Genomic DNA, 15,224 nt, shown 5'->3' with positions numbered 1-15,224 from the left:
TTGAATTGCTTGTGATGGATGCACTTGAATCGAGTCTCTGCAAGCCTTGATTTGACAGCGGCTCGGGCCGACATCAGGATAGGAATTGAAACCGGAGTGCTTCACCGATGGCTCCCACAGGAAAGAGAACGGGCGAAAGCACCCGCAGAGCGGGCCCCGCGCTCCCCAATTCGGCCGGTTATCTCGACGGCCGGCTGTTGATCGCCATGCCTGTGATGGGCGATTCCCGCTTTGAACGTTCGGTGATCTATCTCTGTGCCCATTCGGCGGAGGGCGCGATGGGTATCATCGTGAACCATCCGGCTGGCAGTATCGACTTTCCCGAGCTGTTGCAGCAGCTCGGCATCATCAAGAAGGGCGAGCACATCAAGCTGCCGGAGAATGCCGAAAGCATGAAGGTGCTGCGCGGCGGCCCGGTCGACACCGGCCGCGGCTTCGTGCTGCATTCCAGCGATTTCTACATCGAGAATGCCACGCTGCGGATCGACGACGGCGTCTGCCTCACCGCGACCGTCGACATCCTGCGCGCCATCGCCAACGGCTCCGGCCCCAAGCACGCCATCCTCGCGCTCGGCTATGCCGGCTGGGCGCCGGGCCAGCTCGAGACCGAGATCCAGAGCAACGGCTGGCTGCATTGCGATGCGGATGCGGATCTGATTTTCGGCGACGACGTCGACGACAAATACAACCGCGCCCTGCAGAAGATCGGTATCGATCCCGGCATGCTCTCGAACGAGGCCGGGCACGCGTAGCGTCATCCGCCGCTATTGCCACACTCTCCACTGCCGTGGGTTATCCTCCGCTGTCGTCCCGGACAAGCGCGCCGTAAGCGCGCGTAGATCCGGGACCCATAACCCCAGGGAGGAGTTCGAGGCAGGCCGGTCACCACGAGTCTTCGCCAAACCACTCCCTGTGGTTATGGGTCCCGGATCGGCGCTTCGCGCCGGACAACGCTACGCGCTGCCCAGCGCTGCGCTTGTCCGGGACGACAGCGGAATTCTTGGCTAAGCCGATGCCGCTACTCCGCCGCCTGCTGCTGCACTGTCGGCTCCGTGCCCGCCACCGTCGCCCGGCGCATGTCGCGCGGCTGGGACTGGTCGTAGCGGCGGACGCGGTGCATGGTCTGGCGGTTGTCCCACATCACGAGGTCATGCAGCTTCCATTTGTGGACGTAGACGAACTCCGGCTGCGTCGCATGCTCGTTGAGATCACGCAGCATGAGCCGTCCCTCGGGCATGCTCATGCCGACGATCTTGCCGGCATGCGATGAAAGATAGAGCGACTTGCGCCGATGCACGGGGTGCGTCCGCACCAGCCGCTGCAGCACCGGCTTGAACATCGCCTTCTCCTCGTCGGTGTATTCGGTGAAGCCGAGCGATCCGCGCGAATACATCAGCGAGTGCTCGCAGACGAGATCCTCGATCTCCGCCTTGGTCTCGTCGTCGAGCGCGTCATAGGCCGCGCGCATGTCGGCGAATTCGGTGTTGCCGCCCTTCGGGTTCACCACCCGCGCCGACAGCAGCGAGAATTTCGCGGGGATGGGCCGGAACGAGCTGTCGGAATGCCACAGGCAGTTGCCGAGGTTGAACAGATTGGCGCGGCTGTCCTTCGGCAGCGGCTTGCCGTCCTTGCCGAGGTTGGAGACGTCGTTCAGGCCCGAGGTGAGGCGGTATTCATTGGCCTTGGTGATGTTGCCGCCGCGCGCGTCCTCGCGCTGACCGAAGTTCAACGCGAAGGCCATCTGCTGCTCGTCGGTGATGTCCTGGTCGTGGAAGACCAGCACCGCATATTTGTCCATGGCGGCCTCGACCTCGCGCGCCTCGGCCTCGGTGAGGGGCTTTCGCAAGTCGAGGCCGGAAACCTCGCCGACAAAATGCTTCTGAAGCTGCCGGATGGCAATCGTCATGGCGTTTCTCCCACAGGTCGCGAGCGGTTGGTCCGCTCTGTCGGCGAAAAAGCTACTCCCGCGCTCGTGCTTGTCAACGCTTCGAACGCATGCCCCTCACGCGTTCCGCGCCATCAAGCCGCCGTCGACCGGAATCACCGCGCCGGTGAGGAACGACGCTGCGGGCAGGCACAGGCTCAGCGTCATATGTGCGACCTCTTCGGGGTCGCCGTAGCGGCCGAGTGCGGTGCGGCGCTTGGCGTAGATCGTCTTGTGCTCCTCCGAGATGCGGTCGGTGATCGCGGTGCGGATCGGACCGGGGCAGATGCAGTTGACCGTAATGCCCTCGCGGCCGAGCTCCACGGCGAGCGAGCGGGTGAGGCTGGCAACGCCACCCTTCGCTGCCGAATAGGGGCTGTGCAACGCGGTGGCGCCGAGCGCCTCGGTGGAGGCGATGTTGACGATGCGCGGGGACTTCGACTTGCGCAGATGCGGCAGCGCGGCGCGGATGATGCGCGGATGCGCCGTCAGCATCACGGCAATGCCCCTGGCCCACGCGTCCTCGTAAGTCTCGTCGTCGATTGCCACGCGCACGGAGATGCCGGCATTGTTGACGACGATGTCGAGGCCGCCGAAATGCGCGGCAATTTCAGCCACGACGCGCTTGATCTCATCGCCGTCGGCAACATCAAGCTTCCACGCCTTCGCCGCTCCGCCGCTCGCCGCGATCTCCTTCGCAACCGCATGTGCGCCCTGCTCGTCGTAATCCGTGACGGCAACGTTTGCGCCTTCGTTCGCGAACACGCGGGCGGTCGCGCGCCCCATGCCGCTCGCCGCGCCGGTAACGAGAACGGTCAGGCCCGTGACGGACCGGCTGAGCTGTTTGAACTCGGACATGCTGTTTCCTCGGAGGCTGCTTGTTCTTGTTATGATTGACAAGGCTGGCACCGATCCGCAGACAGGTCAAACAAGCAAAACAAAAGGGAGGCCGCGATGGCGAACGAGCTCGATTTCTCAGGCAGGCAGGTGCTGGTCGTCGGCGGATCGAGCGGGATCGGCAACGGCATCGCGCAGGCGTTTCGCACCAGGGGCGCCCAGGTTGCGGTGTGCGGCACGCGGGCTCACGCAACGGAATATTCGGCGGAGGAGGGCTCCGATCTCAACGGCCTCGCCTACGCGCAGCTCGATGTCAGTAACCCCGCTGCGATCGAAGTCTTCAAGCCGACCTTCGACCGGCTCGACGTGCTCGTGCTCGCGCAGGGCGCGGTGCTCTATCGCCGCGGCGAGTTCGAGATGACCGGCTTCCGCAAGGTGGTCGAGGTCAATCTGATGAGCCTGATGGCCTGCGCGACGCGGTTTCATGCCATGTTGCGGGATTCCAGGGGCGCGCTGATCATGGTGTCCTCGACCGCGGCCTATCATTCCACCATGGGCAATCCCGCCTACAACGCCTCGAAGACCGGAGCGGTCGGATTGACGCGGACCCTGGGCGAGGCCTGGGCCGAGGACGGCATCCGCGTCAACGGCATCGCGCCTGGGCTCGTCGACACCAAGATGACGAAAGTGACGACCGACAATCCGAAGCGGCTCGAAGGCGCGCTTGCCCGCATCCCGCTGCGACGGTTGGGCACGCCGGCCGACATGGCGGGCGCCGCGCTGTTCCTGGCCTCGCCGCTGTCCTCCTACATCATCGGCCAGACGCTGGTCGTCGATGGCGGGCTGATTTTGTAGGACTACACTTTCGTCATGGGTTGGAACTGCGCCGCTCCTGATCGGTTACTTGGGCTGACACCCGAGGAGGAGCATCATGGATACGGATCGGATTGTTGGCGCGGCCAAGGACTACGCAGGTAAGGCGGAAAGCGCGATCGGAGACATGGCAGGCGATTCCAAGACGCAGGCTTCAGGCAAGGCGCGCGAAGCTGCAGGTACGGTGCAGAATCTCTACGGTCAGGCCAAGGACGCCGTGCGTGATGCCGCGGACACCGCGACGAGCTACGCCAAGGACGCCTATGACAACAGCGGCGACACCTTCCGTGATGGCACGCAGGCGCTGTCGAAGAAGGTGCAGGACAATCCGCTCGGCGCGCTGATGGTCGCCGGCGGTATCGGCTTCGCGCTGGCGCTGCTGATGTCGCGCCCCGCACGCCGTCCGCCGCCGCGCTGGCGTTATTGACGTCCACGCGACAAATACTCATCTTGTGCCCCGGACGCGCAGCAGTGCCAGAGCGCTGCTGCGGAGAGCCGGGGCCCATTGTTTTGTAGGCGAGTTGGAGTGAGAGAGCTGGGTCCCGGCTCTGCAAGGTGCTGCGCCGCGTCCGGGACACGTCAGCAATTACCGGAGCACTTCCGCTGAGCGTCCGACGTTACCTGGCGGACGCGGAACCCCTGGATTGGAATTCGGATTGCGCGGCCCGGGCGCCGGCGCCAGTTGTCTCGGCGGCGCTGGTTGCGGAGAGCCGAAGCCGAAGAAATCACGCAATGACGGGGTGGCCTGTGCGGGCTGCTGCGGCGGTGCGGGCGGCTTCTTCGGCTTCGGCGGCGCGATCGCGGCAGCCGCTCCCGGTACGCCGGGAGAGGCGACGTTGCCGTCAGGCGTCGTCGCGGCCATCGGCGTATCGCCCTTGGCCTGCTCGCGGCCGACTTCGCGGCGCGGCCAGGCATAATCGTCGGCGCGGCCGGCTGGAGCGGCCAGCGGCTCGCCCTTCACCATCGTCCTTGCCGCGAGCGCATCGACGGCGGCGGGCCGCGAGCCCGGACCGCCCAGCAATTGATCGGTCGAGATCGAGGCCGCGATTAGCGGCACGATCGGTCCCGCCAGCGGCCGCGGCGCGGGCTTGCCCGGCTCGGCGCTGGTGTCCGGCGTCGCAGGCTCGCTCGGCAGCGCGATCGGGCCGGAGCGGCCGGCCAAAAGGCGCGTGATCTCGCGCTCGACGTAGTGCGCGAGCTTGCGCGCGCCGGGTTTGGTGAAATAGACGCCGTCAGAGCTACGGAGCTGGCGGATCTGGCCTTCGAAGTCCGGGCCCTTCTGCAGGAAGCGGCCGGCTTCATCGACAAACCCGTCCCAGACGTCGACATAGGTGATGCCGGCCTTGGCCGCGCCTTCGCGATAGAGCGAGTCCAGGAACAACGTGTCGGCGGTGCCCTTGGGGCCGCGAACCGCGGGCAGGCCCACCCAGAGCACCGGCACGCCCTTGGACTTCAGGACATTGGCGAGCTCCTCGATCTTCTTGCCGTAGAGCTCGACCCAGCGCTCGTCGCGGAATTCGTAGAGGCCGTTCGGATGGCGGGCCGTCTTTTCGGGCGCGGCCGCAGGCGTGTCGGCATTGTCGGCGTCGTCCTGCGGCAGGTCGGCATCGGCAGGCTTGTCGTCGGGCTTGGCGGCCGTGTCGTTACCGGGCTTGGCGTCGCCCGGCTTCGCTGGCTGTTTGGCGCGCGCGCCCTTGTCGTTCTTCTTGTCCTTGTCCGCAGGCTTCTCCGCCGCCGGCTCGCGGATCGCGGCACGGTCGTTGAGGCCGAGCATGACGACGATCACGTCGGGCTTTTCGGTCTCGAGGATGCCCTTGGCTGCCGCCGCCCAGTCCGAGGGCTCACCCTTCGGCTGGTACTTGATCAGGCCTGAAACGGTTTTGTGCTTGCGGATCACGCCCATGTCGGGCTGCTCGGCGTAGGCGTCTTCCAGGCCGTAAGCGAGCCAGTCGGCCATGGCATCGCCGAGCACCAGCACGTTCTTCTCGGGGACGGTGTCGCGCTTGGCCGGCCCCGGCGCGCGCGAAAAATCCTGGCGCGGCGCCTGCGGCTGTTGCTGCTGGAACGGCGCGAAGAAGTCGCCGCCGAACCAGCCGCCGCCGCCACCTCCTCCGCCATGGCGAGGCGGCGGCGCCGAGCGCTGCGGCGGACCGCCGAAGCCGGGGAAGTTGAAGAACTGCGCCGAAGCGGGTCCCGCGACCGAGACCAGAATCGCAAGCGCCGTCCCCAGCGCGATCAACGGGCCGGTCTCGGTCAGCGCCTTGAAGAAAGACTTTGGCTTCGACATGCGATCTCGGGCACGCGCAATGGGGATCGGGAGTGGTCTGAATATAATAACGGAATCGGGCGCCAAACGGGCAAATTCCGTTGCAGATTCTTAAGCCCATACACCGGGGAACAGCCGCCTCCGTCAAGGTTATCAGGCAAAATCCCTGTTCAGGGTTACTTTCGGGCCGATTTTACCGTCCGCGCAGCCGGTCCAGTACGTCGGACGAGGCAAAGCCGTCGGCGGGGACCCCGATCGAGGCCTGGAAATTGCGCAGCGCCTCCCGGGTCTGGCCGCCAAACTGGCCGTCCGGGGTGCCCTTGTAGAAGCCGCGCTGGGCCAGGAGCTGCTGCAGTTCCAGCCGCTCGCTGCGCGACAGCTCGCGCTCCTGACGCGGCCAGGGCTGCACGAAGGGCTGTCCGCCGCGCAGGCGGTCGGCGAAATGACCGATCGCGAGCGCATAGGCCTCGGCCGGGTTGTACTTCATGATGACGCGGTAATTCTGCAGCATCAGGAAGCCCGGTCCTTGCGCGCCGGCGGGCGCCAGCAAATAGGCCTTCTCCGCCGGGTGCGGGAACGGCTGGCCGCTCGCCCGCTTCAGCCCGAGCTTCTCCCATTGCGCGATCGGCATCGCCTTGGCGCGGTCGGCCAGCATGTAGTTGAAGCCCTGGGGCACCACGACCTCGAAGCCCCAGGTCTGGCCGGCCTGCCAGCCGTCCTTCTTCAGATTGTTGGCGGTCGAGGCGATCAGATCGGTGGGATTGTCGACGACGTCGCGCCGTCCGTCACCGTCGCCGTCGACCGCAAAGCGCTTGAACGCGGTCGGCATGAACTGGGTCGGACCGAACGCGCCGGCCCAGGAGCCGCGCATCTGCTCCGGCCTGAGATCGCCGCGGTTGAGGATCTCCAGTGCTGACAGGAACTCGTCCTTGAAATAGGCCTGGCGGCGGCCGATGCAGGCGAGCGTCGCCGTCGATTGCAGCACGCTGCGGTCGCCCATCTGCGTCGAGTAGTTGGACTCGATGCCCCAGATCGAGGCGATGATGTAGCGGTCGACGCCGGTGGCCTTCTCGGTGGCGTCGAACTGCGCCTTGTACTTGGCGAGCACCTCGCGCCCCTTGGCGAGGCGGTTGTCGTTCACGAGGATGTCGAGATAGTCCCAGATCGACTTCGTGAACTCCGGCTGCGAGTCCATCAGGTCCATGATGCGCAGGTCGGGCGAGAGCCCGGCCGTGAAGCGCTGGAAATTGTCCTGCGTGACGCCGCGCCGCGCGGCATCGGGCCACATCCCGGCGACGCAATTGTTGAAGTTTGAGGCGGCCTCGCGGATCGCTGCGGCCGTCATCAGGGGATGGCCGGAGGCGCCGTCCTCGCCGCTCCAGGGCAGAGCGCCCCCGGGGCCGGGCGGGGCTTGCGGAGGCGCGGCGTTCGGACCCGAGAAGATGCCGCCGAACAGGTTGGACAGGCCGTTCTGCGCCTGGGCATGCGCATCGCCGGGCAACAGCAGCGCGGCCGCCATCACCATCGCGGTCGCAAATACCGTCCGTCTTGCCCGCCCTGCTACCGATTGCATCATGCCCTATCCGCCGGCTCCAAGAATCCGCCATCAGGAGGCCTGGTTACGGTTGCCAATAGCTTAACAAAGGTGAAATTTTGGTGGCGGCCTTTTTCTTAACTCTGCGCGGATGAGGCCCCACATCCGCCTTTGTTGGCGGCTGCAAACAGGCTAGCAAGATGCCATTGCTCCCTTCACGTATCTCCTCAGGTATTCGATCGCTGCCATGAAAATTCGCAAAGCCGTATTCCCCGTCGCCGGCCTCGGCACCCGTGTCCTGCCCGCCACCAAGGCGATGCCGAAGGAAATGCTGACCATCGTCGACAAGCCGCTGATCCAGTACGTCTATGACGAGGCGAGGGAGGCCGGCATCGAGCACTTCATCTTCGTCACCGGCCGTAATAAGAACGTCATCGAAGATCATTTCGACCGGATGTACGAGCTCGATGCGACGCTCAGCCAGCGCGGCAAGAAGGCCGAGCAGGAGATCCTGGCGCAGAACCAGCCCGAAGCCGGCGCCGTCAGCTTCACCCGCCAGCAGGCGCCGCTCGGTCTCGGTCACGCCGTCTGGTGCGCGCGCGACATCGTCGGCAACGAGCCGTTCGCCGTGGTGCTGCCCGACGAGCTCGTGCTCAACACGCCGGGCTGCCTCAAGCAGATGATCGAGATGGCATCCTCACTCGGCGAGAAATCCAATCTGGTCGCGGTCGAGGCCGTGCCGGACCATCTCACTCATCAATACGGCATCTGCGGCGTCGGCAAGCGCAGCGGCAAGATGTTCGAGGTCGACGGCATGGTCGAGAAACCGGCCAAGGGCACCGCGCCCTCCAACCTCTCGATCACCGGCCGCTACATCCTGCAGCCCGAGATCTTCAAGATCCTGGAGACCCAGGAGCGCGGCGCCGGCGGCGAGATCCAGCTCACCGACGCCATGATCGGCCTCGCCAAGTCGCAGAAGTTCTACGGCGTCGAGTTCGAGGGCGAGCGCCATGATTGCGGCTCCAAGCCCGGCTTCCTGCGCGCCAACATCGCCTACGGCCTGAAGCGCCCGGAGTTGCGCGAGGGGCTGATCGCGGAGATGAAGAAGTATCTGGGGCAGTAGTCGCCGCTGTCGTCCCTGCGAACGCAGGGACCCATAACCCCAGGGAGTAGTTTGGCGAAGATCATGAGTTCGGTACTGCTACCTCCCACGATCGATAGATTCCGCGGTATGGGTCCCTGCGTTCGCAGGGACGACAGCGATGCTGTGGCAGATTGCGTCGCGCCTGGCGACGATGACCAAACTCACGCCACCAGCGACAGCTTCGGCAGGCTCGCAACCACCGACTGGTTGCGGCCGCCCGCTTTCGCCGCGTAGAGCGCCTTGTCGGCGGCGGCGACCAGGACCGTCCAGTCCATGCCGGCGCTGGGAACGAGGCTGGCGACGCCGCAGGACACCGTCGAGATCACCTCCTCGTCCGACCAGCCTTGCACCTTGGTGCGGATCGCCTCGGCGACCTTGAACGCGTCGGTGGCCGAAATGTTCGGCAGCAGCACGGCGAACTCCTCGCCGCCATAACGCGCGGCGCAGTCGCCGGCCCGGCTCACCGAATCGGAAATGCAGATGGCGATGCCGACCAGCACCTGGTCGCCGGCCTGATGGCCGAACGTGTCGTTATAGGCCTTGAAGTGATCGGCATCGATCATCAGCAGCGCGACCGGCGCCTTCTGGCGCATGGCGCGCCGCCATTCGACGTCGATGACGGAATCGAACTTGCGGCGGTTCTTCAGCCCGGTGAGGGCGTCGGTCGTCGCCATCTCCTCGAGCTTGCGCTCGGCCTCGGCGCGCCGGCCGATCTCGCGCGCGAGCACGAGGGTCGATCCCAGCACGAACAGCGCGAGCACCAGCACCACGGCGCCGATGCGGAATGCCTCCTTCTGCCAGAGCGCGAACACGGCGGCCAGCGGCTTGCCCGCCACCACGAACAGCGGACCGCTGTCGCCGCTGCGGACATAAAGCCGCGGCGTCGGATCGACCGGGCCCTGTCCCGAATAGGCGGCGCCGATCGGGAGATTCTCGGGTTTCCAGGCCCGGCGGTCGTTGAGGTTCGTGCCGATGATGTCGAGATCGAACGGGCGCCGCATCATGATGGTGCGGTCGCGCTTGAGCACGGTAATGGTGTCTTCAGGATCGAGGTTGAGCCGCTCGAACAATTCGTGGAAATAGCTGAAGCGGATCGATCCGGCGACGACGCCGAGGAAGCCGCCGTCGGTGTCGCTGATGCGCCGGCTCAGCACGATGGAATAGGCGCCGCGGAACAGCATCGGGCGGCTGATGAACAGGCCGGCCGAGGGATTGTCGCGATGGACCTTGAAGTACTCCTCCTCGCTGCGGTTCTCCGGCAGCGGGTCGAGCGTCGAGGCGTCGATGGCGAGCCTGCCCTCGGAATCGAACACCTGGATCGCGCCGAAATGCCTGGCCGTTGTCGCATGGTCGAACAGGATCAGGTGGCGGATCGCCTTGGAGACTGTCACGAGCTCGGGCAGCAGCATGTTGCTGGCGACCGCCTTCAGCGACAGATCGTAGATCTCGACGTTGCGGCTGACGTCGGACTGAATGGTCGTCGCGAGGTTCTCCAGCGTCTGGCGCGCGAGCGCCTCCTCGCCCCGGCGCATGTCGAGCATCACGTTGACGCAAATGGCGGAAAAGCCGATCACCGTCACCACGGACGAGATGATCAGCAGCTTCGCCGAAATCCGCCACGGCCGGCGGGCCGTGATGTCGCGCCATCCAGAAAGCATCGTTTGCTCCGACCCCTAGTGGATGCGCCCGAAATCTTGAGTAGTGTTTAAGGCAGGACGGCGCTGCCGCAATGAGTTAAGGATCGGTTTACATCGCTCCCGGTTTTGGCCGGGCCTTGCGGGAGCTGATCCGGTTTCGGACAAGAGGATTGATGTGAACGACTACGACGCGTTGCGGGACTATCTGCTGCGGCACAAGCAGGCCGAATTCGTGCTGACCTTCGAGCAGATCGAGGAGATCATCGGCGCGGCCCTGCCGCGTGCCGCCAACCGTGCCTCATGGTGGGACACTTCGCGTAGTCCGGATATCCAGATGCCGCAGCGCGAAGCCTGTATCGCGGCGGGTTTCAAGGCGACGCGGATGCCCGACGGCCAGACCGTGCGGTTCACGAAGCAGAAGAACGAGCGGCGGCGGTAGTGCAGCGGCACGCTGCCACCCTCCAGGGAGGGTAAGAGGCTAGCTCGCCGCTTCCAGCCGCACTTCCGTGAGCAGCCGCATCGCCGCGTCCGCGTCCATCGGCTCGCCGAAGGCGAAGCCCTGCGCGTATTCGCAGCCCATCTGGTAGAGCTCGACCGCATCCGAATCCGTCTCGGCGCCTTCGGCCACCACGTCCATGCCGAGGTCGTGCGCGAGCGCGATGATCGATTTCAGGATCACCGGACGCGTGCCGCGGTTGGTGGTGCGCACGAAGGACTGGTCGATCTTGATGGTGTCGAACGGGAAGCGCTGCAGATAGGCCAGCGAGGAATGGCCGGTGCCGAAATCGTCGAGCGAGAGTCCGGTGCCGAGCTCGCGGATCCGCGTCAGCATCTGCGCCGCGTGCTCCGGATTCTCCATCACCAGCGATTCCGTCAGCTCGAGCTTGAGCGTGCCGCGCGCCACCGAGGAGCGCGACAGCACGGTGCGGATGTCGTGGATGAGGTCGTGGCGCAGCAACTGCCGCGAGGAGACGTTGACGGAGGCGAAGATCGGCTCGCGCGAGCGCATCGCGCGCTGCCACACCGAGAGCTGCTTTGCGGTCTGGTCGAGCACGAACATGCCGAGATCCACGATCAGGCCGGTCTCTTCCGCGATGGAGATGAATTCCGACGGCGCCATGCGGCCGAGCTTCGGATGATCCCAGCGCACCAGTGCTTCGAAGCCGGCGACGGAGCGATCCTCCAGCCGCACGATCGGCTGGTACAGGATGGTGAGCTCCTGGCGCTCGATGGCGCGGCGCAGCTCGCTCTCCAGCGTCAGGCGGTCGGTCTTCCGCGCCCGCATCGCGGGCTTGTAGACGTCGATGCGGTCGCCGCCGATGCGCTTGGAATGATACATCGCAAGCTCGGCGTCCTTGATGATCTCGTCCGTGAGCTGGGTCTGCGGATCGGACAGCGCGAGACCGATCGAGGCCGTGAGGAAGATCTCGCGGTCGTTGAAGGCGATCGGCGCGCGGATGGTCTTGCGGATGGTCTCGGCGAAATTGGTGATCCGCGCCGGGTCCTGCTCCGACAGCAGGATCAGGCCGAACTGGTCGCCGGCCATGCGCGCCAGCGTGTCCTGCGGTTTCAGGATGCGGGTGAGGCGGCGCGCCAGCGTCAGCAGGATGGAATCGCCGACCGCGATCCCGACGGAATCGTTGACCTGCTTGAAGCGGTCGAGATCGATCACCATCAGCGTCGGCCGCAGCGTCGGCATGGTCTTGGCGAAATGCGCGACGGCGCCCAGCCGGTCCATGAACAGCTTGCGGTTGGGCAGGCCGGTGAGATTGTCATGCACGGAATCGTGCAGCAGGCGCTCCTCGGCGTTGCGCAGCTCGGTGACGTCGGTGAGCGTGCCGACCACGCGCGAGACCTCGCCGTCGGAGCCGACCACCGGGCGCGCCTTCAGCGCGAACCACATGAAATGGCCGTCGGGGGTGCGCAGGCGGAAATCCTGCACCAGCCGGCCGCGGCGCTGGTCGAGCACGCTGTCGAGCGCGGCCCGGAAACGGTCCTGGTCGAGCGGATGCAGCACCTCGAGCCACGAGGCGGCCGGGCCTTCCAGCGTGCCGCGCTTGAGGCCGAGCAGGGCCTCGGTCTCGGGGCTGGTGAAAACCTTGTCGGCGGAGACGTCCCAGTCCCAGATCAAATCACCGGAGCCGGCCAGCGCCAGCGCGCGCCGCTCGATGTCGGAGACGACGCCGGTGGTGGCACCGCCGCCGGCAAAGGCGTGCTGCATAACGGTGAAGCCGATCAGCATCACGATCAGCACGAGCCCGCCGAGCAAAGCAGGGCCGACGATGTCGTTGGTGACCGAGCCGGCGACCGTCATGCCGGCCGCGACCACCCAGACCACGAGCAGGAACCAGGTCGGAATCAGCAGCACGGCGCGGTCGAAGCCGTGGGTGGAGAGATAGACGATCAGCGCAAAGCCGGCGAAGGCGATCAGCACCAGCGAAATGCGCGCGATGCCGGAGGCCACAGCCGGATCGAACAGAGCCAGCGCCACCAGCGAGCCCAGGAAGGCGAGCCAGCCCACCGTGATGTGCGAATAGCGGACGTGCCATCGACTGAGATTGAGATAGGCGAACAGGAACACCAGCAGCGTCGCCGCCAGGATCGCCTCACCCGCCGCGCGCCAGATGCGCTCGGCGTTGTTCGACATGTCGAGCACCTTGCCCCAGAAGCCGAAATCGACGCCGATATAGACCAGCACCGCCCAGGCCAGCGCCGCGGCGGCCGGGAACATGATGCTGCCCTTCACGACGAAGAGAATGGTGAGCACGAGGGCGAGAAGACCGGAGATGCCGATCACGATGCCCTGGTACAGCGTGAACGAGTTGACCTTGTCCTTGTAGGCTTCCGGTTCCCACAGATAGAGCTGCGGCAGCTTGTCGGTGCGCAGCTCCGCGACGAAGGTGATGACGGCGCCGGGATCGAGTGTGACGCGGAACACGTCGGCGGTCGGGCTTTCCTGCCGCTCCGGCCGGTCGCCGGTCGAGGGCGTGATGGTCGCGATGCGCGACAGGCCGAGGTCGGGCCACAACAGCCCCGAGGAAACGATGCGGTAATGCGGGGCGACGATCAAACGGTCGAGCTGGTCGTCGGTGTTGTTGGCGAGCGCGAACACCACCCAGTTCTGGCCGCCTTCGCGGGCGCGCACCTCGATGCGACGGACGATGCCGTCGGTGCCGGGCGCGGTGGAGACCTGGATGCGGTCGGCATCGCTGCGCTGATGCTCGAGCACGCCGGTGAGGTCGATCGCGGGCGCGTCACTGCGGACGCTGACGGCGTCGAGCGCGCGCGCGGGATACGCGGCGACGAGAATCATGAGGCCCAGCGCGATGGGCGCGAGGCACCTGATCAGACGCAAGGTCAGTTCTCCGCGTTCGACGCAAACTCTTCGGTGAAGACGATTTCAGACCGAACGGAAGTGGTTCGGTGCGTCGCGATAGATGCCACGAAAGCGAGGAAAATCAAAGGGTTTCCGCCTCGCCCTGTGGGTCAGCGGCCTAGACCTCCAACACAATTTTGCCAATATGTGCGCTGGTCTCCATGCGCCGGTGCGCGTCCGCTGCCTTTTCCAGCGGGAAAGTGCTGTCCATCAGCGGTTTGACCCGGCCTTCGCGCAACAGCGGCATCACTTTCGCTTCGATCGCGGCCACCATCGCCGCCTTGTCCGCATTACTACGGGGGCGCAGCGTCGAGCCGGTATGGGTGAGGCGCTTGACCATCACCTTGGCGATGTTGACGCTCACTTTGGGCCCGTTGAGCGTCGCGATCTGCACGATGCGGCCATCGACCGCGGCGGCATCATAATTGCGGTCGACATACTCGCCGGCGACCATGTCGAGGATCAGGTTGACGCCTTCCTTGTTGGTCGCTTCCTTGACCACGGCGACGAAATCTTCGGTCTTGTAGTTGATGGCGCGGTCGGCCCCGAGCTTGAGGCAAGCATCGATCTTGTCCTGCGATCCCACGGTGACGAACACCTTCGCGCCGAATGCCTTCGCGAGCTGGATCGCCATGGTGCCGATGCCGGAGGAGCCACCATGGATCAGCAGCGTCTCGCCGGCCTTGAGGCCGCCGCGCTCGAACACATTGTGCCAGACCGTCATCAGGGTTTCCGGAAGCGCGCCGGCTTCCTTGATCGACAGCGCCGGCGGCACGCTCATGGCCTGGGCGTCCTGGGCGATGCAGTACTGCGCATAGCCGCCGCCGGCGACCAGCGACATCACTTTGTCGCCGATCTTGTGCCGCTTGGCATTGCTGCCGACCGCCACCACTTCGCCTGCGATCTCGAGGCCCGGCAGGTCGCTGGCGCCGGGCGGCGGCGGATAGGCGCCGGAGCGCTGCGCGACGTCGGGCCGGTTGACGCCGGCCGCCATCACCTTGACCAGGATCTCGTCGGGACCGGGCTGCGGAACGCTGCGCTGTTCCGGAACCAGCACCTCCGGTCCGCCGGGCTTGGAGATGGCGACCACGGTCATTTGCGCGGGCAGCTTGTCCATGATGTGTCCTTGAGCAAAGGTGCGGGATGAACGAGGCCCTTGCTTAGCCAGCGTGGTCCGGACTGGCAACTGCCTCAGCCGTATGGTCCGGTCCGCGGACGAGAGGAGGAACGAGGATGGCGACGGAAGACGACGACCGCCCGCGCAAGAAGATCAGCCACGAAATCGGTCAGGATCTCTCACTGTTGTCCGTGGAGGAGCTGGCCGAGCGCGTGACGCTGCTCAAGACCGAGATCGGCCGACTGGAGGAAGCCGCCACCAAAAAGCGCGCCTCGCGCGATGCGGCGGATCATTTTTTCAAGAAGTAGCAATCGCCACATAACAGCTGTCGTCCCGGACAAGCGCGCCCCAAGCGCGCGCAGAGCCGGGACCCATCCTTCTCCAAACACATTTCCCGCCGTCATTCCGGGGCGGCGCAAAGCGCCGAGCCCGGAATCCATCACCACAGGCCGTGGCAACGGGCACGCTGATAGTGAACGGCTGCCACATCCGCCTGTGGTTTTGGATTCCGGGCTC

Annotated in this window: 13 protein-coding genes; 6 read left to right on the top strand and 7 right to left on the bottom strand. The window is 65.6% G+C overall.

Annotated elements, in window-relative coordinates; genetic code table 11:
- The first annotated feature begins 107 nt into the window (after positions 1-107).
- Entirely contained in the window at positions 108-752 is a 645-nt protein-coding gene (locus Q0743_RS28925) for a YqgE/AlgH family protein (RefSeq protein ID WP_298244865.1), read from the top strand.
- Positions 753-1,018: 266 nt separating this feature from the next.
- On the opposite strand, the gene Q0743_RS28920 is transcribed toward Q0743_RS28925, so the two are convergent.
- Positions 1,019-1,906, bottom strand: a complete 888-nt coding sequence (locus Q0743_RS28920; RefSeq protein WP_298244864.1) for a TauD/TfdA family dioxygenase — start codon at positions 1,904-1,906, stop codon at positions 1,019-1,021.
- Positions 1,907-2,002: 96 nt separating this feature from the next.
- Positions 2,003-2,782 carry an SDR family NAD(P)-dependent oxidoreductase gene (locus tag Q0743_RS28915; RefSeq protein WP_298244863.1) on the bottom strand — a complete coding sequence of 260 codons (780 nt, stop codon included), beginning with the start codon at positions 2,780-2,782 and terminating at the stop codon, positions 2,003-2,005.
- 96 nt (positions 2,783-2,878) lie between these two features.
- On the opposite strand from Q0743_RS28915, the gene Q0743_RS28910 reads away from it, so the two are divergent.
- Both Q0743_RS28910 and Q0743_RS28905 read left to right on the top strand, forming a co-directional pair.
- Entirely contained in the window at positions 2,879-3,616 is a 738-nt protein-coding gene (locus tag Q0743_RS28910; RefSeq protein ID WP_298244862.1) for an SDR family NAD(P)-dependent oxidoreductase, read from the top strand.
- 76 nt (positions 3,617-3,692) lie between these two features.
- On the top strand, positions 3,693-4,061 hold the full coding sequence (locus tag Q0743_RS28905) for a CsbD family protein (protein ID WP_298244861.1): 369 nt from the start codon (positions 3,693-3,695) through the stop codon (positions 4,059-4,061).
- Between the two features lie 159 nt (positions 4,062-4,220).
- On the opposite strand, the gene Q0743_RS28900 is transcribed toward Q0743_RS28905, so the two are convergent.
- Positions 4,221-5,921: a DUF459 domain-containing protein gene (locus Q0743_RS28900; protein WP_298244860.1), complete on the bottom strand. Its 1,701-nt coding sequence runs from the start codon at positions 5,919-5,921 to the stop codon at positions 4,221-4,223.
- A gap of 172 nt (positions 5,922-6,093) precedes the next feature.
- Complete coding sequence (locus Q0743_RS28895; protein WP_298244859.1) at positions 6,094-7,476, bottom strand: lytic murein transglycosylase; 1,383 nt, start codon at positions 7,474-7,476, stop codon at positions 6,094-6,096.
- A gap of 205 nt (positions 7,477-7,681) precedes the next feature.
- On the opposite strand from Q0743_RS28895, the gene galU reads away from it, so the two are divergent.
- Complete coding sequence (gene galU, locus Q0743_RS28890) at positions 7,682-8,557, top strand: UTP--glucose-1-phosphate uridylyltransferase GalU (RefSeq protein ID WP_097659929.1); 876 nt, start codon at positions 7,682-7,684, stop codon at positions 8,555-8,557.
- A gap of 182 nt (positions 8,558-8,739) precedes the next feature.
- Here the strand turns inward: galU and Q0743_RS28885 are convergent, their stop codons facing one another.
- The gene (locus tag Q0743_RS28885; RefSeq protein WP_298244858.1) at positions 8,740-10,236 is read right to left on the bottom strand and encodes a diguanylate cyclase; all 1,497 of its coding nucleotides are present in this window, start codon (positions 10,234-10,236) and stop codon (positions 8,740-8,742) included.
- A 154-nt stretch (positions 10,237-10,390) separates the two neighbouring features.
- On the opposite strand from Q0743_RS28885, the gene Q0743_RS28880 reads away from it, so the two are divergent.
- On the top strand, positions 10,391-10,654 hold the full coding sequence (locus Q0743_RS28880; RefSeq protein WP_298244857.1) for a hypothetical protein: 264 nt from the start codon (positions 10,391-10,393) through the stop codon (positions 10,652-10,654).
- 39 nt (positions 10,655-10,693) lie between these two features.
- Here Q0743_RS28880 and Q0743_RS28875 read toward each other — a convergent pair whose 3' ends face one another.
- Both Q0743_RS28875 and Q0743_RS28870 read right to left on the bottom strand, forming a co-directional pair.
- Positions 10,694-13,570 carry an EAL domain-containing protein gene (locus Q0743_RS28875; protein ID WP_298244856.1) on the bottom strand — a complete coding sequence of 959 codons (2,877 nt, stop codon included), beginning with the start codon at positions 13,568-13,570 and terminating at the stop codon, positions 10,694-10,696.
- A 139-nt stretch (positions 13,571-13,709) separates the two neighbouring features.
- Positions 13,710-14,708, bottom strand: coding sequence for an NAD(P)H-quinone oxidoreductase (locus tag Q0743_RS28870; RefSeq protein ID WP_298244855.1), 999 nt, complete (start codon positions 14,706-14,708; stop codon positions 13,710-13,712).
- Positions 14,709-14,824: 116 nt separating this feature from the next.
- Between Q0743_RS28870 and Q0743_RS28865 the strand changes: the two genes are divergently transcribed.
- Complete coding sequence (locus tag Q0743_RS28865; protein WP_298244854.1) at positions 14,825-15,016, top strand: DUF1192 domain-containing protein; 192 nt, start codon at positions 14,825-14,827, stop codon at positions 15,014-15,016.
- Positions 15,017-15,224 lie beyond the last annotated feature (208 nt).

Source organism: uncultured Bradyrhizobium sp. (assembly GCF_936943645.1).
GTDB lineage: Bacteria > Pseudomonadota > Alphaproteobacteria > Rhizobiales > Xanthobacteraceae > Bradyrhizobium.
The sequence above is the reverse complement of the archived record's forward strand: the minus strand, read 5'-3'. Positions and strand labels throughout refer to the sequence as shown.